This window comes from Geothrix oryzisoli, assembly GCF_022808865.1.
Lineage (GTDB): Bacteria > Acidobacteriota > Holophagae > Holophagales > Holophagaceae > Geothrix > Geothrix oryzisoli.
Genome location: NZ_JAKZLB010000001.1, coordinates 582987 through 601481, shown reverse-complemented (window position 1 = coordinate 601481; position 18495 = coordinate 582987). Strand labels below are relative to the sequence as shown.

At 69.7% G+C, this 18495-nt stretch carries 18 protein-coding genes; 13 read left to right on the top strand and 5 right to left on the bottom strand.

Annotated elements, in window-relative coordinates:
- Window positions 1-2: 2 nt before the first annotated feature.
- Together gap and MLE43_RS02710 are read right to left on the bottom strand one after the other, a co-directional pair.
- A complete protein-coding gene (gene gap / locus MLE43_RS02715; protein WP_243301465.1) occupies window positions 3-1007 on the bottom strand; it encodes a type I glyceraldehyde-3-phosphate dehydrogenase in 1005 nt (334 codons plus the stop codon).
- 122 nt (window positions 1008-1129) lie between these two features.
- The gene (locus MLE43_RS02710) at window positions 1130-1354 is read right to left on the bottom strand and encodes a helix-turn-helix domain-containing protein (RefSeq protein ID WP_243301463.1); all 225 of its coding nucleotides are present in this window, start codon (window positions 1352-1354) and stop codon (window positions 1130-1132) included.
- A 140-nt stretch (window positions 1355-1494) separates the two neighbouring features.
- Between MLE43_RS02710 and pyk the strand changes: the two genes are divergently transcribed.
- Together pyk and MLE43_RS02700 are read left to right on the top strand one after the other, a co-directional pair.
- Window positions 1495-2916 carry a pyruvate kinase gene (gene pyk, locus MLE43_RS02705; protein WP_243301462.1) on the top strand — a complete coding sequence of 474 codons (1422 nt, stop codon included), beginning with the start codon at window positions 1495-1497 and terminating at the stop codon, window positions 2914-2916.
- A 10-nt stretch (window positions 2917-2926) separates the two neighbouring features.
- The gene (locus tag MLE43_RS02700; RefSeq protein ID WP_243301461.1) at window positions 2927-3454 is read left to right on the top strand and encodes a DinB family protein; all 528 of its coding nucleotides are present in this window, start codon (window positions 2927-2929) and stop codon (window positions 3452-3454) included.
- Here the strand turns inward: MLE43_RS02700 and MLE43_RS02695 are convergent.
- Window positions 3433-3729, bottom strand: a complete 297-nt coding sequence (locus MLE43_RS02695) for a hypothetical protein (protein WP_243301460.1) — start codon at window positions 3727-3729, stop codon at window positions 3433-3435. The genes MLE43_RS02700 and MLE43_RS02695 overlap by 22 nt on opposite strands.
- A gap of 29 nt (window positions 3730-3758) precedes the next feature.
- Here MLE43_RS02695 and MLE43_RS02690 point away from each other — a divergent pair, with 29 nt between their 5' ends.
- The 7 genes from MLE43_RS02690 to MLE43_RS02660 are packed head-to-tail and all read left to right on the top strand — an operon-like array spanning window position 3759 to window position 11419.
- Complete coding sequence (locus MLE43_RS02690) at window positions 3759-4985, top strand: CinA family nicotinamide mononucleotide deamidase-related protein (protein WP_243301456.1); 1227 nt, start codon at window positions 3759-3761, stop codon at window positions 4983-4985.
- 12 nt (window positions 4986-4997) lie between these two features.
- Complete coding sequence (plsY, locus tag MLE43_RS02685) at window positions 4998-5663, top strand: glycerol-3-phosphate 1-O-acyltransferase PlsY (RefSeq protein WP_243301454.1); 666 nt, start codon at window positions 4998-5000, stop codon at window positions 5661-5663.
- On the top strand, window positions 5650-6648 hold the full coding sequence (locus MLE43_RS02680) for an NAD(P)H-dependent glycerol-3-phosphate dehydrogenase (protein ID WP_243301451.1): 999 nt from the start codon (window positions 5650-5652) through the stop codon (window positions 6646-6648). The genes plsY and MLE43_RS02680 overlap by 14 nt, the downstream gene beginning before the upstream one ends.
- Window positions 6649-6657: 9 nt before the next feature.
- Window positions 6658-7722 carry a zinc-binding dehydrogenase gene (locus MLE43_RS02675; protein WP_243301449.1) on the top strand — a complete coding sequence of 355 codons (1065 nt, stop codon included), beginning with the start codon at window positions 6658-6660 and terminating at the stop codon, window positions 7720-7722.
- Entirely contained in the window at window positions 7722-8624 is a 903-nt protein-coding gene (locus MLE43_RS02670) for a CorA family divalent cation transporter (protein WP_243301447.1), read from the top strand. Before MLE43_RS02675 ends, MLE43_RS02670 begins: the two co-directional genes overlap by 1 nt.
- Window positions 8625-8684: 60 nt before the next feature.
- Window positions 8685-9737 carry a bifunctional UDP-4-keto-pentose/UDP-xylose synthase gene (locus MLE43_RS02665; protein WP_243301445.1) on the top strand — a complete coding sequence of 351 codons (1053 nt, stop codon included), beginning with the start codon at window positions 8685-8687 and terminating at the stop codon, window positions 9735-9737.
- Window positions 9738-9754: 17 nt separating this feature from the next.
- Window positions 9755-11419, top strand: coding sequence for a glycosyltransferase family 39 protein (locus MLE43_RS02660; protein ID WP_243301443.1), 1665 nt, complete (start codon window positions 9755-9757; stop codon window positions 11417-11419).
- Between the two features lie 29 nt (window positions 11420-11448).
- On the opposite strand, the gene MLE43_RS02655 is transcribed toward MLE43_RS02660, so the two are convergent.
- On the bottom strand, window positions 11449-11757 hold the full coding sequence (locus MLE43_RS02655) for a hypothetical protein (protein ID WP_243301442.1): 309 nt from the start codon (window positions 11755-11757) through the stop codon (window positions 11449-11451).
- A 54-nt stretch (window positions 11758-11811) separates the two neighbouring features.
- Here MLE43_RS02655 and MLE43_RS02650 point away from each other — a divergent pair, with 54 nt between their 5' ends.
- The 4 genes from MLE43_RS02650 (at window position 11812) to purF (ending at window position 16444) form a co-directional block, all read left to right on the top strand.
- Window positions 11812-13500: an ArnT family glycosyltransferase gene (locus MLE43_RS02650; RefSeq protein WP_243301436.1), complete on the top strand. Its 1689-nt coding sequence runs from the start codon at window positions 11812-11814 to the stop codon at window positions 13498-13500.
- Window positions 13497-14516, top strand: coding sequence for a glycosyltransferase family 9 protein (locus tag MLE43_RS02645; protein ID WP_243301434.1), 1020 nt, complete (start codon window positions 13497-13499; stop codon window positions 14514-14516). The genes MLE43_RS02650 and MLE43_RS02645 overlap by 4 nt, the downstream gene beginning before the upstream one ends.
- Complete coding sequence (locus tag MLE43_RS02640) at window positions 14513-14890, top strand: DMT family transporter (protein WP_243301433.1); 378 nt, start codon at window positions 14513-14515, stop codon at window positions 14888-14890. Before MLE43_RS02645 ends, MLE43_RS02640 begins: the two co-directional genes overlap by 4 nt.
- A gap of 120 nt (window positions 14891-15010) precedes the next feature.
- Window positions 15011-16444, top strand: a complete 1434-nt coding sequence (gene purF / locus MLE43_RS02635) for an amidophosphoribosyltransferase (protein ID WP_243301432.1) — start codon at window positions 15011-15013, stop codon at window positions 16442-16444.
- Here purF and MLE43_RS02630 read toward each other — a convergent pair.
- The gene (locus tag MLE43_RS02630) at window positions 16441-18444 is read right to left on the bottom strand and encodes a TonB-dependent receptor plug domain-containing protein (protein WP_243301430.1); all 2004 of its coding nucleotides are present in this window, start codon (window positions 18442-18444) and stop codon (window positions 16441-16443) included. The genes purF and MLE43_RS02630 overlap by 4 nt on opposite strands.
- Window positions 18445-18495 lie beyond the last annotated feature (51 nt).

The window sequence follows — 18495 nt, the reverse complement described above, 5'->3', positions numbered from 1 at the left end:
GACTAGATGCGCTCCAGCACGTGCACGCAGAGGTCCTTGAGGCGGGCGGCATAGCCGAACTCGTTGTCGTACCAGGCGAAGACCTTGACGAGCCGGGGGCCCAGCAGCTTCGTGAGGTAGGGGTCGTACAGGCTGCTGGCGGTGCGCCCCCGCAGATCCGCGCTCACCAGCTCCGCATCGAGGACCTCCAGGTAGGGCGCCAGGGGGCCGGTCTCGGCGGCCTGCCGGAAGGCCTCCTGCACGGCCTCCAGGGTGGCGTCGGACTTGAGGGTCGCCGTGAGGTCGACGATGCTCACATCCGGGGTGGGGACCCGCACCGCCAGGCCGTCCATGCGGCCCTTGAGGTGGGGCAGGACCAGGCCGATGGCCTTGGCGGCGCCCGTGCTGGTGGGGATCATGCTGAGGGCCGCGGCCCGGGCCCGGCGCAGGTCCTTGTGGGGCAGGTCCAGCAGGCGCTGGTCGTTGGTGTAGCTGTGCACGGTGGTCATGAAGCCGTATTCGATGCCGAAGGCTTCATCCATCACCTTCACGACCGGGCCCAGGCAGTTGGTCGTGCAGCTGGCATTGGAGATCACGTGCTCGTTGACGAGATCGAGCGTCGTCTCGTTCACGCCCATGACCACGGTGCGGTCGGCGTCACCGGAGGGGGCGCTGATCAGCACGTGGCTGACGCTGCCCTGGAGGTGGGCGGCGGCCTGGGCGCGCTTGGTGAATCTTCCCGTGCACTCCAGCACCACCTGGGCTCCCTGGGCGCCGAAGGGGATGAGCTGGGGGTCCTTCTCTGCATAGACCCGGATCCGGCGGCCGTCCAGCACCAGGTAGTTCCCGTCGGAGGCCACGGGGAAATCCGCCGATCCGTGGACGGAGTCGTACTTCATGAGGTGGGCGAGCGTGGCCGCATCGGTGAGGTCGTTCACCGCCACCACGCGGACATGGGGCACTTTCATCAAGTGCCTCAGCACCAGCCGTCCGATCCGCCCCAGCCCATTGATGGCCACCTTCTTCATGGCGCCCTCCGAATCCTTGTTGTACCGGCCCAGGCGGGCTCTGTCGAAAGAAAAGGCGGCGCGGTATGCGAAATGAAAAACCCGGCCAGGCCGGGTTTTCATCCTCGGGGAGGGCGCTGGGGTCAGCTCGCCAGGCTCACTCGTCTGAGCCGGCTGGGTGGCGCCTCCAGCTTCTTGGCGAGGGTGTTCCGGTGGATGCCCAGCTCGCGGGCCGCGGCGCTGTGGTTCCCCTCGTGGGTCGCCAGCACTTCCTCCAGGTACACCCGTTCAAACTCGCGTCTGGCCAAGTCCAGGGGCACGCCACCACGCACCATTTCGGCCACGAGGATACGCAGCTTTTCGCGCATTCCATCTTCTCCATCAACCGTATCGGGACAACGAAGGTAGCACCGCGATGACAAGAGTGAAAGCCCCGTGACAACTTCCAAACGCAGGCTCAGACTGTGGAAAAGTATGTGGAATGCCTGTGCGGGCGATGGGAGTTGACGTGCGCAAGACCAAACTCGTGATGACCTTGGGACCCGCCTTGATGCAGGGTGACCGTCTGCGGGAATCCCTCCGGGAAGCCGATGCCGTTCGTCTGAACGCCAGCCACGGGGACCTCGCGACTCGGCTGGAGGCCCTCCAGAGGGTCCGGGCGCTGGCGGTCGAGCTGGGCCGTTCCATCCCCGTGTTCCTGGACCTCCAGGGCCCGAAGTGGCGGGTGGGCCTGCTGGAAGCCCCCATCGACCTGGTGGACGGCAGCGAAGGCGTCTTCTGTGTACCCGGGGCGGCCGCCCCTGCGGGTGTGGCCTGGGCCGTGCCCCTGCCTCATCCGGAACTCTTCGAGGGAGCGGAGCCGGGCCAGCTCTGGCTCCTGGATGACGGTGCCATCACCGTGAAGATCCTTGCGAAGGGCCCGGAGCTGCTGAAGGCCAAGGTGGTCATCGGCGGCCCCCTGAAGGCGAGGAAGGGCGTCCATCCCATCGGCATGGACATCAACATGGATCCCCTGACCGAGAAGGATCACGCGGACATCCGATGGGGCGTGGAGCACGAGGTGGACCTCTTCGCCCAGAGCTTCGTCCGCCGGGCTTCCGACGTGCAGCAGCTCCAGGCCATCATCCAGCACCTGGGCGGCACCCAGCCCATCATCGCCAAGATCGAGCACCCGACAGCACTCTCGCACCTCGGTGAGATCCTGGATGTGTCCTGGGGCGTGATGGTGGCTCGTGGCGACCTGGGCGTGGAACTGGGCGTGGAGCGGGTTCCCGGCCTCCAGAAGCAGATCATCGCGGCGGCCCGCAAGGCCCTGAAGCCCGTGATCACGGCCACGCAGATGCTCGAGAGCATGATCGAGCATGCCCAGCCCACCCGCGCCGAGGCCAGCGACGTGGCCAACGCCATCTGGGACGGGACCGATGCCGTGATGCTGAGCGCCGAGAGCGCCACGGGCGCCCATCCCGTGGAGGCCGTCCAGTGGCTCGCCCGCATCGCCGCGGAGGCCGACGCCAACGTCAAGCAGCGCACCCCCACGCTGCCCGACGAGCTGGCGGAGAAGGTCCTCTCCCGCACGGACATCTCCGTGGCTTTCGCCGCCTGCCGCACGGCAGACGAGATCAACGCCCGCTGGATCGTGGCCTTCACCGAAGGCGGCGGTACGGCCCGCATGGTGAGCCGGCTGGCGGGCCGCACCCCGGTGCTGGGCGCCACGGTGGACGAGGTCACGGCCCGGCGCATGGGCCTGCTGCGGGGGGTCACCGCCCTGATGATCCCCCGGGTCAGCAGCACGGACGAGATGGTGGCCGTGGTCCGCGAACTCCTGGCGGCCAAGCACGAGCTGGTGAGCCTCGACCGGGTCGTCATGACCATGGGTCTGCCCTTGTGGAAGACCGGCAGCACGAACACCATGAAGGTGATGACCTTCTGAAGGAGGGCCCATGAGCCTCACGCGACCTCTTCCCGGTGAATATGCCGAAGGTTACGCGCCCTACATCGCCGAGGCTCCGGAGGGCGATGTCCTGGCCCTGCTTCAGGGGCAGATGGGCGAAGTGGCCGCCCTGTTCGCAGGGCTGTCAGACACCCAGGGCGCCTTCCGCTACGCTCCCGGCAAGTGGAGCCTGAAGGACCTGCTCCTGCACCTCAGCGACGCCGAGCGCATCTTCGCCTACCGCTGCCTGCGCATCGGCCGGGGCGACAGCACGCCCATGCCGGGCTTCGACGAGGATGCCTACGCTGCCGCGGCCCAGGCCGATGCGCGCACCATGGCCGACCTGCTGGCGGATTTCCGCGCCGTGCGCACGGCGAGCCTCACCCTCTTCCGCAGCCTGCCGGACGGGGCCTGGCTGAACCAGGGCACCACCAACAACCGCGGCATCACCGCCCGTTGCATCCCCTACATCGCGTTGGGCCATGCGGCGCACCACCTTGCGGTGATCCGGGAGCGCTACCTGCCGGCGCTGAAATAGTCTTTCCACCCTTCCAGGGCGTCCGCCAGCTTCTCCAGCTGGGCGGTTTCCGTGGTGCGGAAGCGGCTCACCAGCTTCCAGCCCTGGGCCACCTTCTGATAGCGGTGCAGCCAGAGGAAGGGGCCCTCCCAGTCGCCTTCCGGGTCGGTCTTCGTCCTGACCAGGAAGGCCACCGTGGTCCACGGGCCCCGGGCGAGGAATCGCCGGCCCACCTCCTGGATGCCGGACTCCTCGTCAGATTCCAGGATCAGGTCGTCCAGGTCCGGAATGATCATGGGGGCTCCTTCTGAGGCATGATTCTACGATGCGCATCGAATGCATCGCCATCGGGACCGAGCTGCTCACGACGCGGCGCCTGGACACCAACTCGGTGTGGCTGGGCGAGCGCCTGGCCAGTCTCGGCCTGGCCTTCCACCGCAAGACCGCTGTGGGGGACAGCCGGGAGGACCTGACCATGCTCCTCCGGGAGGCCCTGACGAGGTCCGATCTCATCGTCACCACCGGAGGCCTGGGGCCGACCTTTGACGATTTCACGAAGGAGTGCTTCGCGGAACTGCTTGGCGTGGACCTGCGCGAGGATGTCCAGAGCCGCGAGGACATGCTGGCCTTCTACGCCGCCCGCCAGCGCGTCCCGCCGGCCTCCAACTTCAAGCAGGCCCTGTTGCCGATGGGGGCGGAGGCGCTGCGCAATCCGGTGGGGACGGCTCCCGGTGTGTGGTGGCAGGATCCTCCGGCCCACCCCGGGGTGCGCATCGTGATGCTGCCCGGCGTGCCCCGCGAGATGAAGCGCATGTGGGAGGAGCAGGTGGAGCCCCGCCTGCGCGCCCTGGCGGGGGCCGCCACCCACACCCTGCGCATGGTGGTGGCGGGCGTGCCCGAGAGCACCCTGGACGAGCGCACCCGAGAGGCGCGGCAGCGGCACGGCCACCTGGACTGGACCATCCTCGCCAGCCTCACGCAGGTGGAGCTGCTGGCCCGTGGGGCCGATCCTGCAGCTCTGGCTACCGCCCGGACCGACTTCCTCCCCGTGCTGGGCGAGGACCTCGTGGGGGTGGGGGACGGCAATCTGGAGGACGCCGTGCTGGCCGCCCTGAAGGCCCGGGGCGAGACGCTGGCCGTGGCGGAGAGCGTGACCGGAGGGCTCCTGGCCTCCCGGCTCACGGCCATCCCCGGCGCCAGCGAGGTGTTCCTCGGTGGCGCCACGGTCTATTCCGCGAAGGCCAAGGTCGCCCTGCTCGGCCTGGATGCACTGCGCCTCGCCCAGGAGGGCACCGTATCCGAAGCCACCAGCCGGGCGCTGGCGGAGGCGGTCCGGGACCGGCTGGGTGCGACCTGGGGGCTGGGAATCACCGGCAACGCCGGCCCCAGCGCCGAAGGGGGCGCTCCCGTGGGAGCCCTGTTCATCGCCCTGGCTGGGCCGGGCGGAACGGTCGCGAAAGCGCTCACCATCCCCGGGGATCGCCTGGATGCGCAGTTGCGAGGCATGGCCTCGGCTTTGGATCTGCTGAGGCGGGCCACGCGGATCGGCTGATACACTGCGTCCATGCCATCGCTGCCCGTCCCTTCCCCGATCCTCTGGTGTCTCGCCGCCTTCCTGTGCGGCAGCATCCCCTTCGGCCTCCTGCTGGTGAAGCTGGCCGGGAAGGGGGATGTCCGCGCCCACGGCAGCGGCAACATCGGCGCCACCAACGTGAGCCGGGTGGGCGGCAAGGCCCTGGGCGTCGTCACCCTGCTGCTGGATATCGCCAAGGGCTTCCTGCCGGTGTTCCTGGCGAAGAAGGCGGGCGTGGGCGTGGATCTGCTGGCACTCATGGCCCTGGCCGCGGTGCTGGGCCACGTGTTCACCCCCTGGCTGAAGTTCCAGGGCGGGAAGGGCGTGGCCACGGCCCTGGGTGTGATCCTGGCCGCGGACGCCTCCATGGTCCTCCTGCCGCTGGGGATCTTCGTCTTCGCCCTGTGGCTCACGCGGCACGTGAGCCTGGGCAGCATCCTGGCGGCGGCCATGGTGCCGGTGCAGCTCTTCCTGACCCGGGGCTCGCACGGCCCCGTGGCGGAGCTGCTCGGCCAAGGGCCGGCGCCGGTCCTCCCCTGGGCGGCCCTGGCCATCCTGGTGATCTGGAAGCACCGGGAGAACATCCTGCGCCTCCAGGCGGGGACGGAATCCAAACTCTGGGGTGCGAAGAAGGAGGACGCGCATGTCCAGGGCTGACATCGGCGTCTTCGGCTCCGGCGCCTGGGGCACGGCCCTGGCCATCACCTGGGCCCGGGCGGGCGCCAAGGTGGCGCTGTGGGGCAGCTTCCCCGACGAAATGGCCCAGATGGCCGCCACGCGGCGGCACCTGCGGCTCAAGGACGTCGAATTTCCTGATCGCCTGGAAACCTCGGATGATCCGGCCGCGGCCTTCGCCGCTCCGCTCTGGATCTCCGCCATGCCCACCCAGGTGACCCCCGATGCCTGGCGCAGCCTGCGGCCCAAGGCACCAGGAGCCCCCGAGCTGGTGATCCACGTCAGCAAGGGCATTCTGCAGAGCACCCACCAGACGCTGTCCCAGGCGCTGACGGGCGTGCTGGACGTGCCTGTGGGGGCCCTCTCCGGTCCCACCTTCGCGGATGAGGTCAGCCGCGGGGTGCCTTCCGCCATCGTACTGGCCCTGCCGGACACCGTGTCCGACGCCCGGGCCAAGGCCCTCCAGGCCCAGCTGGCCTCCGAGAAGCTGCGCATCTACCTCAGCCGCGACGTCGTGGGCACCGAGCTCTGCGGCGCTCTCAAGAACGTCCTCGCCATCGCCGCGGGCCTGGTGGATGGCCTGAAGCTGGGCTACAACGCCCGGGCGGCCCTCATCACCCGGGGCCTGGCGGAGATGGCCCGCCTGGTGGAAGTGCTGGGCGGCCAGCCCTCCACCGTGATGGGCCTGGCCGGCATGGGCGACCTGCTCCTCACGGCCACGGGCCCCCAGAGCCGCAACCGCACCTTCGGAGAGATGGTGGGGAAGGGCAACAGCGTGGAGGCGGCCCGGGACGCGCTCGGCGGCCAGATCATCGAGGGCATGTTCACCACCGAGGCGGCCCTGGCCCTGGCCCGGGAGCATGGCCTCGACCTGCCCATCGCCGCCGAGGTCCAGCGCCTCCTCAACGGCGAACGCCCCGAGGAGGCCGTGCGGCGGTTGATGACGAGGTCATTGAAGTCCGAATAGGAGGCCGCCATGGCCGCTCCGTTCCGTTTCCGCATCCTCCAGCACGGTCCGGCAGGCTCTCCCGTTCGCGAGGCCTTCACGCCCGCCGAGCCGAAGCCGGGCTGGGTCCGCCTCGACCTGAAGGCCATGGCGATGAACCGCCTGGACCTCTGGACCACGGAGGGCATCCCGGGCTTCCCGCTGCCGCTGCCCCTCACGCCCGGCTGCGACGGCGCGGGAATCCTCGCCGCCGCGGGCGAGGGCACGGTCCTCCCACCGGGCGTCGAGGTCGGCGGCAGCGTGATGATCGCGCCGGGGCTGGGCTGCGGTGTGTGCCCCGCCTGCCTGCGGGGCGACGACATGCTCTGTCCCTCCTACGGCGTGCTGGGCCACGTCTGCGACGGCACGGCGGCCACCCATGTCCTGGTGCCCGCGGCCAACCTGCTGCCCATCCCGCAGAACTGGGATTTCGAGCAGGCGGCGGCCTTCCCCCTGGTGTTCCTCACGGCCTGGGAGATGCTCGTACACAAGGCGGCCCTGCGGCCCGGCGAGACCGTGCTGGTGTGGGGCGGGGGCAGCGGAGTGGGCAGCGCGGCCATCCAGCTGGTGAAGGCCCTGGGCGGCTCCGCCATCGCGGTGGTGGGCAGCGAGGCCAAGGCCATGAAGTGCTGGGACCTGGGCGCCGAGCACGTGCTGGTCCGGGGCGACCTGAAGGCCCTGGCCGCGAAGGTCCGTGAGCTGACTGTCAAGCGGGGCGTGGAGGTGGTCTTCGAGCACACGGGCGCGGCCACCTGGGGCACGAGCCTCGGCGTCTGCGCACGCGGCGGGCGCATCGTCACCTGCGGCGCCACCACAGGCCGGGAGACGCCCTTCGACCTGCGGGCCCTGTTCGCCAAGCAGATCCGGATCCTCGGCTCGTACATGGGTCGCCGCGAGCACCTCTGGACGCTGCTCTCGCTGGTGAAGAAGAACCCCACCAATCCGCCCTTCCGCCCTGTCATCGACCGCACCTTCGACCTGGCCGAGTACCCCGAGGCCCAGCGCCACCTCGAAGCGGGGCAGGGGTTCGGCAAGGTCGTCTGCCGGGTGTCCTGATGTTGCGGAATCTCCCGCTGCCCGAGGGCTCGACCTTCACCTGGGTGGACCTCGTGGATCCCACCGCCGCCGAGATGGCCGAGGTGGCCGGACGCTACGGGCTCCATCCGGCCGCGGTGCGGGACCTCCTCAACCAGCCCCACCTGCCCAAATACGAGCGCCTGCCGGGCCAGCAACTGCTCATCCTGCGGGCCTACGACGAGGTGGCCAAGCGGGGCGACACCATCCAGGCCATGACGCGCCGCCTGGTGGTGCTGATGCTGGAGGGCGCCGTCATCACCGTCCACCGGCGGGAGCAGCCCTTCTTCGCCGAAGCCGCGCAGCGGGCGGCAGTGGGGTCGGCCCTCCGCCCGGAGCAGCTGGTGCTGGCCCTCTGTGCGAAGGCTGTGGCGTCCTTCGACGAACCCTTGAAAGAGAGCGAGGAGAAGCTCGACGAGATCGAGGCCGCTCTCTTCCACCGCAAGCTCCCGCACCAGGGCATCCGGCAGGTCTACGGCCTCAAGCGCCGCTGCGCCGTCATCAAGCGGACCCTCGGGCGCATCACGGCGGCCCTGGCACCCCTCAAGGACCAGGTCCGGGATGACCTGGGCCTGCTGGCGGACGTGGTGGAAGAGGCCGACCGCCTGCATACCTGGGCGGAGGAGTTGCTGGAGAACGCCACCCACCTCATGAACCTGGAGATCAACCTGGCCAGCCAGCGTACCAACGAAGTCATGCGGGTGCTCACGGTCTTCAGCGCTTTCTTCCTGCCCCTGACCTTCATCGCCGGCGTCTATGGCATGAACTTCCGGCGGATGCCCGAGCTGGAGCACCGCTTCGGCTACCCCCTGGTGATCGGGGCCATGGCCCTCACGGCCCTGGGCATCTGGGCCTGGTTCCGGCGCAAGGGGTGGCTGCGGTAATCGCCTGCTGCCTCCCTGCTGCCAAGCGGTTAGACTGATACGTTTGCGCAAGGAGTCCCCGTGAAAGTCCTCATCCTGGGTGTCAACGGCTTCATCGGTTCCCATCTGGTGGACCGCATCATGCAGGACACGGACTGGGAGGTCTACGGCCTCGACCTGGGCACCCACAAGGTGGCCGATCACCTGGCCAACCCGCGCTTCCACTTCGTGGAGGGCGACGTGACCATCTCCAAGGAGTGGATCGAGTACCACATCAAGAAGTGCGACGTGGTGCTGCCTCTGGTGGCCATCGCCACGCCCAAGGTCTATGTCACGGACCCTCTGCGCGTCTTCGAACTGGACTTCGAGGAGAACCTCCGCGTGGTCCGCCAGTGCGTGAAGTACAAGAAGCGCGTGGTGTTCCCCAGCACTTCCGAGGTCTACGGCATGTGCCCGGACGCGGAGTTCGACGAACATGAGTCGCCCCTGGTGACGGGGCCCATCCCCATGAACCGCTGGATCTACAGCACCAGCAAGCAGCTGCTCGACCGCGTGATCTGGGCCTACGGCTTCCAGCAGGGCCTGAAGTTCACCCTCTTCCGCCCCTTCAACTGGATGGGCCCCAAGCTCGACAGCCTGAACACCGCCAAGGAAGGCAGCAGCCGCCTGGTGACGCAGTTCAGCTGGAACCTGTTCAACGGCGAGCCCCTGCAGCTGGTGGACGGCGGCACGGCCCGCCGCTGCTTCATCGACGTGGCGGACGCCCTGGACGGCCTCATGGCCGTGCTGCGCAATGAGGGCGGCAAGGCCGACGGCCAGATCTTCAACATCGGCAACCCCGCGAACGACTACAGCGTCCGTGAGATCGCGGAGATGATGATCGCCATCTGGAAGGACCATCCGTTCCGCATCGAGCGTGGCATCCCCGAAGGCACCATGGTGGAGACGGGCAGCGGCGAGTTCTACGGCAAGGGCTATCAGGACGTGGCCCGCCGCACCCCCAGCATCAAGCGGATGCAGAGCACCTTCGGCTTCCAGCCCAAGGTCTCCATGAAGGATTCCCTCAAGAAGGCCATCGACTTCTTCGTGGAAGAGCACAAGGCGCTGGAGAAGGTCGTCGAGACCGAGAACTAGCCTCTGCCTCCGTGCCCATGACGCGCCGCGAACGGTACACGCTCCTCGCCCTCTGGTTCTTCCTGGGCCTGCTGCCGCTGCTGGTGCGGCCCCTGTGGGAACCGGACGAGGGGCGCTACGCCGAGGTCCCGCGGGAGATGCTGGCTACCGGAGACTGGCTGACGCCGCGCCTCAACGGGGTGCTCTACTTCGAGAAGCCGCCGCTGCAGTACTGGCTGTCGGCCCTCAGCATGAAGCTCTTCGGGCTCCATGGTGCGGCGGCGCGACTGCCCCTGGCCCTGGCCTCGGGCCTCATGATCTGGGCCGCCTGGCGCCTGGCCAAACGCCTGGGTGCCCGGGATGCGCGTTGGGCGCCGTTCATGGCGGCCACGGGTCTGCTGGCCTTCGTGGTGGGCCAGATCCTCACGCTGGACGCCCTCTTCAGCGCCTTCCTGGTGGCCGCGCTGGCCGCTTTCGTGGAGGCCGTGGCCCGGCGGATGGAAGGACGGGGCGCGCTCGGCTGGACGCTGGCGGCCTTCCTCTTCATGGCTGGCGCCATGCTCACCAAGGGGCTGGCCCAGGTGATCCTCATGGGGGGCATCCTGGTGTTCTCGCTGCCCTTCGCCTGGAAGGACGCGGCCCTGCGCCGGGCCGTGCTGCGCACCGGGTTTGATCCGTTCGGGTGGCTGCTCTACCTGATCCTGGTGGCGCCCTGGTTCTGGCTCGTCGACCGGGCCAATCCGGGCCACGCGCAGTTCTTCTTCATCCACGAGCACTTCACCCGCTTCCTCACCCACGAGCACGCGCGCCAGGGCTCCAACAACTGGCTGCTGGACAAGCTCTACTTCATCGGGATCCTCGGCGTGGGTCTGCTGCCCTGGCTGTCAGCCACGGTCCTCGGCCTGAGGCGCGCCTGGGCCTTCCTTATGGGCCGGGGCCCTCGGAGCACGGACCAGCTCGCCCGCTGGATCGTCGGGGCCGCCGGCGTGGCCTTCCTCTGGCCGCTGGCCTTCTTCAGCCTGTCCGGCTCCAAGCTGCCCCCCTACATCCTGCCGGTCCTCGTGCCCCTGGCGGCGCTGGCCTGCGCCTTCGAGCGGGAGGGTGAGGAGCCCGCGGCCCTGCGGCGCATGGGCTGGGAGCTGCTGGTGCTCGGCGCCATCTTCCTCCTGGCGACGGCGGTCTTCCGGAAGGATCTGGACGGACTGGCGTGGATGGCGGCCCTGGGGGCCGTCTTCGCAGGCCTGGGGCTCTGGGCCCTGCGGCCCAGGGGACTCAGCGGTCCCCGCCTGATGGCGGGCCTCGGCGCCGCCCTGTGGGTGCTGGTCCTGGCGTCCCAGGCCGCCGCGGGCCCCGGCAAGTCCGTGGCCGACCTCGCGCGGCTCGCTCCACCCCGGGCGCAGTGGATCAGCTACGGGACCTACTTCCAGGGGCTGCCGTTCTATGCCCGCACCCGGGCCGTGGTCGTGGCAGGTACTGGAGAGCTGGCCTATGGGCGCGACCACCTGGCTGGTGCGGAGAGATGGTTCGACGAGGACCCCGCCGCCCTGGGCGTCGTGGCCGATCGCCTGCGGCAGGAGGAGCCCTCCCGGCCCGTCTTCGTGATGGCGAAGGTCGCCAGCTGGAAGCAGCTCACTCCGGAAGAGAAGGCCCGCTGGGAGGAAGTGGCCCGCAACCCCGGCGCCGTGGTGGCGCGACGGCGGTAGGGCCGGCGTTCGCGCCAGCTTCCAGAGAGCTACTTCACCGCTTCTTTGATGCCATGTCCGGCATCCTTGGCGCCCTTGGCGACGCCCTTGCCGGCGGTCTTGGCGCCTTGGCCCACGGCCTTGCCACCTTCCTTGGCACCTTGGCCCACAGCCTTGCCGCCTTCCTTCGCCGCGTGGCCGATGGCCTTGCCGCCCTTCCTGGCCGCCTGGCCGATCGCCTGGCCGCCCTTCTTGACGCCCTGGCCGATCTGCTTGCCGGCCTGCTTGACGTCCTCCTTCACACCATCGGCCGGAGCCGGCGTGGTGACCAACAGGAGGGTGAGGAGGGCTGGGATCATGGAACCATTCTACCCTGCTGGGCGAGAGGGGCGCTTCCAGGCGAAGATGGAGGGATGGATGGATCCCCGACCCGGCCCCCCCAGGCTTCCCGTCTCGCGGCGTGGCTGCGGGCCCACGCCCCTGAACTGCTCTTCGCCCTGTTGCTGCTGGCTGTGCTGCCCATGCGGGATCTCTGGGCGCCGGACGAGCCGGATTTCGCCCAGTGCGTGAAGGAGATGCGCCTGCGCGGGGACTGGCTGTTGCCCTATCTGAACGGGGTGCCCTACAGCGAGAAGCCCATCCTCTACTACTGGGTGATGAAGGCCTCCTCCGTCCTGTTCGATACCCTCACGGGCGGCCTGGGGTTCACCCAGGGCGTGGCGGCCTGGGCTCTGCGACTGCCGTCGGTGATCGCGGCCGTGGCCTTCCTGTCCGCCTTCCGGCGCTGGGCCGTGCGGTTCCTCGAGCCGGGCACCGCCGAACCCGCGGCCCTGATCCTCGCCACCACACCCCTCTGGTTCTGGCAGAGCCAGTTCATCCAGATCGATCTGCTCTTTGCGGCCCTACTGGCCTGGAGCTGGCTGGCCTGGCTGGGTGGCTACCTGCTGCTGCGCGGACCCAGCGTCGAGGCCACGCCGGGCGAGCACCGGCGCTGGTTCCTGAAGGCGTATTTCTGGCTGGCCCTGGCCTTCCTCGCCAAGGGGCCGCTGGCGCCGGTGCTGTCGGTGCTGGTGCTGGCGGCCTTCCTCGCCTGGCAGCGGGACCTCGCCGCGCTGCGCCGCGCAGGCATCGTGGCGGGCCTAGTCATCACGCTCCTGCTCGTGGCGCCCTGGTATGTCGCCGCGGGCCTGAAGGGCGGGGCGCACTACGCCTACGAGCTGATCATCTTCCAGAACTTCCAGCGCGCCACGCATGCCTGGGACCACATCCAGCCCTGGTGGCGGTATGCCGAGTACATCCTGGGGGACTTCTTCCCCTGGGTGCTCCTGCTGCCGGCGCTGGCCCTGCAGCTGCTGCGGGAACGGGGGCTAAGCGGAGCTGCGCCGAGGTTCCTGCTGGCGGCCTTCGTGGTGCCCTTCGTCTTTCTCAGTGCCGTCCAGAGCAAGCAGGGCAAGTACCTGCTGATGAGCTATCCCTTCCTGGCCCTTCTGCTTGGGGATCTGTTCCGGCGGCTGGACGGTGCCCGCGCCCGCCGCCTGGGCCTCCTGCTCATGGCCGGTCTCGCCGTGCCGACCCTCGCGCTGGCGGCCCTGGCCCTGGGCGCGGGCGGCACGAAGCTGCGACTGCAGGTGATCCCGTTCCTGGGTCCGATCCGGCTCATGGCTCTGGCGATGATCGGCGGCACGGTCCTCGTGGCGGTCCAGGTCTGGGGCAAGCGCGCTGGGAATCTGGTTCGGGCCGCCGCCCTGAGCCTGGGCCTGCTCTACCTGGTGGGTGGCACCTGGGGGTTCAAGCTGCTGGATCCCGCCAAGTCCTACCGTCGCTGGACCGCCGCCGTCCAGCCCCAGATCGCCGGTCGCCAGGTCTTCTACTGGCAGACCATCCGCAGCGGCGTCATGGTCTACACGGACCACCTCATGCCTGAACTGCGCAGTGCCGGCGCCCTGGAGCGCCTGGACCCGGAGGCCCGGCTGGTGGCCCAGCGCGGCGAGTGGGAACAGGACGCCTGGGGGATGACTCCCGCCCTGCGCGCCCGCTTCGAAGTGCTGGCGGCGGTGCCCACGGGCGGCGGTGAGATCCTGCTGCTGAAGAAGAAGCCATGATTCCTGCCGAAGCCCACTGGATCCGCCTGCCGCGCTTCGTGGGCGACGCCATCCTGATGCACCAGGCCGCCACGCCGCTCCTGGCGGAGGGCCTGCCGCTGGTGGCCTGGGGTCCCGCGGCCACGGTGGAGCTCTTCCAGGGCTCCCAGGGGTACGTCGGGGTCTGCGCGGATCCGGCGAAGAAGACCAGCCTCCTGGAAGGCGCCCGCCTGCTGCGGGCCCACCGGCCAGCCTCGGTACTGGCCCTGGCCAAGAGCCTGCGCGCCCCCGCCGCCGCCTTCGCGGCCCGCGTGCCGCGGCGGGTGGGCTGCGGCGATGGGGGCGCGTCCCTGCTGCTCACTGCCAGCCTCAAGTACTGGAGCCGGGATGACCATTCCCTGGACCGGTACCGCGACATCGTGCGGCTCGGCTACCCCGAACTGGAGGAACCGGGCTTCCGGCCCTTCCGCCCCCGGGAGGAAAGCCTTGCCTGCGTGGCGGCGGCCCGTCGGGACCAGGACCTCGACCGGGATCCCTACCTGGCCTTCGCCATCGGCGCTGCGGCGGGCGCCAAGCGCCTGGGCCTGGATCTGCTGGTGGACCTGGCCCACCGCACCCTGGCGGCGGGCTTTCGCATCGTGGTGCTGGGCGGGCCCGGCGACGATGTGACTCGGGCCGAGGCGTTCCGGCAGCGCGTGCCCGAGGCGCTGGACCTGACCGCGCGGATTCCCTGGTCCCAGAGTGCCGCCTGGCTGGCCGGGGCGCGGGCCGTGCTGGCCAACGACTCCGGCCTGGCCCACCTGGCGGCCGTCGTCGGCGCGCCGGTGGTGGCGGTGTTCGGGCCCACCATCCCCCGGCACACGGCTCCGCGGGGGCCGAAGGTGACCGTGGTGCGGAAGGAGGACCTCGCCTGCCTCGAGTGCCAGAAGTGGCACTGTCCCCTGCCGGACCACCCCTGCATGACCCAGGTGCCCGCCAGCCTCATCTGGTCCGCTCTCGAAGTCCACCTCGCCACCCCAGTCCCGGAGGCCCCATGAGCCCCAATGTGAAGGCCATCCCGCTCATCGTGCTGGGGGTGCTGCTCAATGCCGCCGCGCAGATCTGCCTGAAGAAAGGCCTTCAGGCCGCGGGCGGCATGCAGCTGGCCGCTGGGCCGCTGGTGAAGCTCATGCTCGAGCCCTGGGTGATCGCCGGTCTGGCCTGCTACGCGGTGAGCGTGGTGGTGTGGCTGGGCGCCCTGTCCATGGTGCAGGTGAACTACGCCTATCCCTTCCTCGCCCTCGGCTTCGTGGCCAATGCCCTCATGGCCCGTACCTTCCTCGGGGAAGCCATGACGCCCATGCGCTGGGTCGCCCTCACCGTCATCGTCATCGGGGTGGGGCTGCAGGCCTTGAGCGGACGGGGCCACTGAGGCCGAGCTTCGCCCCGGTGCCGGGGAGCGGCTTGGTATTCTGGGACCCTCGTCCGGACCTGGGCAGGTCCCCCTGGGCTTCAACCGGGTGCAGCGGCGGTCCATCCCCGGAGGCCAGGCATGTGCGGCATCGCAGGCGTATTTGAAACAGAGGGTGCCTCGGGGCTCGTGGCCTCCATCCTCTTCGCCATCCAGCACCGGGGACAGGAGAGCTGCGGAGCCGCCGCCCGGGACGGGGCGGGCCGGATCGTGGCCCACAAGGGCATGGGGCTCGTGAAGCAGGTGCTGGACGAGGAGGTCCAGACCCGCCTGGCCGGCACGACGGCCATCGGCCATGTCCGGTACCCCACCGCAGGTTGCAGCGACGTGGTGAATGCCCAGCCTCATGCCATCGAACTGGCCGAGGGGCCGGTCATGGCCATCGCCTCTAATGGGGACCTCATCAACTACGGCGAGGTCCGGGCCCGGATGGAGCAGGAGGGCGTGGTCTTCAAGAGCGACAACGACGCCGAGCTCATCGGCCGGCTCATCGCCCTCTATCATGTGCGGGACGGGCTGGCGATCGAGCAGGCCATCGCCCGCGTGCAGGTGGAGCTGAAGGGCGCTTTCTCCACGGTGCTGATGTACAAGGACCGCCTCTACGCCTTCCGGGATCCCCACGGCTTCCGCCCCTTCGTGATGGGCCACCTGGACCACGCGGGGGAGGGCGAGCCGGCCAGCGAGGGCACCGTCTTCGGGTCGGAATGCTGCGGCTTCGGCATCATCGGGGCCCGCCGCCTCCGGGAGGTGAAGCCCGGCGAGATCCTGCGCCTGGAGAAGGGGAAGCCCGTGGTCTCCGTGGCGCATGCGCCGCTGCAGCCACGGCACTGCGTGTTCGAGCTCATCTACTTCTCCCGGCCGGATAGCACCCTCTTCGAGGAATCGGTCTACCAGGCCCGCGAGCGCATCGGGGCCTGCATGGCCGCCAAGGACCAGGCGCTGGCCAACGGTGACGACCTGGTGGTGATCCCGGTGCCCGACTCCTCCAACTTCATCGCCCTCGGCTATGCCCGGGCCAAGCGGGCCGAGTTCGGCATGGGCCTGCTGCGCAACCACTACGTGGGCCGGACCTTCATCAAGCCCACCCAGGCCAGCCGCGACGAGGGCGTGAAGCAGAAGTTCAACCCCCTGCCGGACTTCTTCCCGGGCCGGCGGGTGGTGCTCATCGACGATTCCATCGTGCGGGGCACCAGCCTGCGGAAGCTCGTGCGCATGGTCCGTTCGGCCGGCGCCCGGGAGATCCACGTGCGCATCGGCTCACCCAAGGTCATCGGGCGCTGCTTCTACGGCATCGACACCCCCACGCGGGAGGAGCTCATCGCCAACCGCATGTCCGAGATGGAGATCTGCGAGTACCTGGGTGCCGACAGCCTGCGCTGGCTGGAGGTGGACGACTTCGAAAGCCTGCTGCCCGGCCGCCGCCAGGAGTTCTGCACCGCCTGCTTCGACCTGGACTACATCTATCCGCCCGAGGGTTTCGCCGCCAAGACGAATGCCCCGGCGGCGCGGGGCTAGAAGCGGACCCGGGCCTCGAGGCTGTAGCTGGGCGAGGGGGCGGGATAGCCGTCGATGATGTAGGCGTCGTTCTGGCCCTCCCGGGAGGCGGCCAGCCATTGGTCGGCGGTTGTCTTCGGCTGGAGCAGGTGGTCGCCCCGCAGGATGAAGGTCCAATGCCGGCCCGCCGTCACGGTGGTGGACATGCCGGCCTCGCGGTAGACCACCCGGGTGGGGCGGATGACGGGTGGGAGGCCGTTGGCGGCGGCGCGCCCGCCCCCGTCGCCGAAGGATGAATACTGGTGGCCCTGGAGGGTGTAGTGCACCTCCGCCTGCACCCGGCTCCAGCCCATGAAGCCTTTGAGCCCGTGGGCGGAGAAGGGCCGCCGCTGGGAGGCCGGGGTGCTGTACTGCCGGTCTTCCGGGGCATTCAGGTCGCGGGCCTCCTGGGTGCGCAGAAAGGCCTCCAGGCCCCGTTTCTTCGCGGTGCGCCAGCCGAGGGCGGCCTCCGTTCCCCGCACCCGGACCCGGTCCTGGTTCACATAGGTGAGCCCGTCCAGGGCGATGAGATCCCTTCCGGCCTGCTGCTGGCTCTCCAGCTTGCCGTACCAGTTGCCCTGGCCCCAGCCGAGGCCGATCTGCAGGGAGGTGAGCCGCTCCATGCGGAGGGGCGCGGCGCCCGGGACCTGGCTGTTGCGGAGCTGCTGGAGGAGGGCCGGCGCGGTGCGGCCGCCGCCGCCGGCGGCGTACAGGCGGAAGCCACCGCCGAGGTCCTGGTTGACCCCCAGACGGAAGCTGTGACCCGAGGCCCTCAGGACCTCCGTGTCGGCACCCCCCTGGACGATGGACTGGCGTTCACGGGTGGTCCGGGCCTGCCCGAGGAGGCGCAAGCCGGGTCTGGGCTCGAAGGTCCACTCCACCCCGAGGCCGACCTGGGTGCCCTTGGCGCCCCCGAGTACCGCTGGATCCACATCCCCGTCCTGGTGGGTGTCCTGGCCCTCGAGCCGGAGGCTCAGGCCCGACCGCGGCCCGGTCGTGAGGCGCAGCAGGGACTGGAAGCGGGACTCGCGGCCCTCGAAATGGGTGGGCTGGACCGCCCCGATGTTGGGCTGATCGTGCCGGAAGCGGGCGAGGCCCAGGCTGGTCTCCAGGCTCAGGCCGGGGCCCAGGGCCCAATCGACCCGCAGCTGGCCGCTGTCGCTGCGCTGGCGGCTCTCCCGTGCCGGATCGTAGATGCGGAGCGTGTCCGAGGACTCCTGGTAGGGCTCGGGCACGCCGAAGGAGGTGCCGCGCCAGGCGAGGCTCCAGGCGGCCGACCCCCAGGTCTGGCCCAGGCCGAGGAAATTGGTGACTTGGCGATAAGGCCGGTCCGTGGGCGTCGCCTGTTTCTCCTCGGCGCTGAGGTTGCCGCCGCGAAGGTAGCCGCCCTCCCAGGCGTAGCCTGGCGTGGCGGTGCTCTGTCCCTGCCCGTTGTTGCCGCCCAGGCCGCTCAGGTCCCCAGAGGCTCCGGGCCGGACGGGCTTGCCGGTGTAGAGAGCGATGGTGCCGCCCTGACCGCTGGGGCCCGAGCCGGGCGAACCGGTGATCACTTCGATGCGGGTGACGCCGAGGAGGGGCACTTCGTTGAGGTCCTGGCCCAGGCGGCCCGGATCCATGAGGGGCATGCCATCCACCGTCACGAGCGTGTCCTGGGGGCGGCTGCCCCCGAGGTAGATGCGCGAGGGAAGGCCCGGGCCGCCCTGGTTCTGCACCTGGGCCGGCAGCTCCCGCAGGAGGAACGCACCCAGGGTGCGGGCTCCCGAGCGGAGGATATCGTCCTCGTCGAAGAGGACCACCTGACCGGGTGTCCGGCCGACGGCCACCGGCCGAGTCTCGGCCGCCCAGGACTCCCGCGGCTTCTCCTGCGGAGGTCCGCCCGGCGCGCCTTGAGGGGCGGGCCCGGGCTCCTGCGCCAACAGAGTGAGGGACAGCGTCGACAGCAGGAAGGTCAGTCCCGCCATCGCAGGGCGCTTGGGAATCATAGATGCTCCAGTGCTCGAGAACTTTCCATCCATTGAAGCAGAGATGGAAAG

Excerpts from the sequence above, each read along its gene's own strand:
- plsY (WP_243301454.1), top strand. The coding sequence starts at position 4,998 with ATGCCATCGCTGCCCGTCCCTTCCCCGATCCTCTGGTGTCTCGCCGCC.
- MLE43_RS02680 (WP_243301451.1), top strand. The coding sequence starts at position 5,650 with ATGTCCAGGGCTGACATCGGCGTCTTCGGCTCCGGCGCCTGGGGCACG.
- MLE43_RS02655 (WP_243301442.1), bottom strand. The coding sequence starts at position 11,757 with ATGATCCCAGCCCTCCTCACCCTCCTGTTGGTCACCACGCCGGCTCCG.
- MLE43_RS02640 (WP_243301433.1), top strand. The coding sequence starts at position 14,513 with ATGAGCCCCAATGTGAAGGCCATCCCGCTCATCGTGCTGGGGGTGCTG.
- gap (WP_243301465.1), bottom strand. The coding sequence starts at position 1,007 with ATGAAGAAGGTGGCCATCAATGGGCTGGGGCGGATCGGACGGCTGGTG.
- MLE43_RS02695 (WP_243301460.1), bottom strand. The coding sequence starts at position 3,729 with ATGATCATTCCGGACCTGGACGACCTGATCCTGGAATCTGACGAGGAG.
- MLE43_RS02630 (WP_243301430.1), bottom strand. The coding sequence starts at position 18,444 with ATGATTCCCAAGCGCCCTGCGATGGCGGGACTGACCTTCCTGCTGTCG.
- purF (WP_243301432.1), top strand. The coding sequence starts at position 15,011 with ATGTGCGGCATCGCAGGCGTATTTGAAACAGAGGGTGCCTCGGGGCTC.
- MLE43_RS02675 (WP_243301449.1), top strand. The coding sequence starts at position 6,658 with ATGGCCGCTCCGTTCCGTTTCCGCATCCTCCAGCACGGTCCGGCAGGC.
- MLE43_RS02710 (WP_243301463.1), bottom strand. The coding sequence starts at position 1,354 with ATGCGCGAAAAGCTGCGTATCCTCGTGGCCGAAATGGTGCGTGGTGGC.
- MLE43_RS02700 (WP_243301461.1), top strand. The coding sequence starts at position 2,927 with ATGAGCCTCACGCGACCTCTTCCCGGTGAATATGCCGAAGGTTACGCG.
- MLE43_RS02660 (WP_243301443.1), top strand. The coding sequence starts at position 9,755 with ATGACGCGCCGCGAACGGTACACGCTCCTCGCCCTCTGGTTCTTCCTG.
- MLE43_RS02650 (WP_243301436.1), top strand. The coding sequence starts at position 11,812 with ATGGATGGATCCCCGACCCGGCCCCCCCAGGCTTCCCGTCTCGCGGCG.
- MLE43_RS02645 (WP_243301434.1), top strand. The coding sequence starts at position 13,497 with ATGATTCCTGCCGAAGCCCACTGGATCCGCCTGCCGCGCTTCGTGGGC.
- MLE43_RS02670 (WP_243301447.1), top strand. The coding sequence starts at position 7,722 with ATGTTGCGGAATCTCCCGCTGCCCGAGGGCTCGACCTTCACCTGGGTG.
- MLE43_RS02690 (WP_243301456.1), top strand. The coding sequence starts at position 3,759 with ATGCGCATCGAATGCATCGCCATCGGGACCGAGCTGCTCACGACGCGG.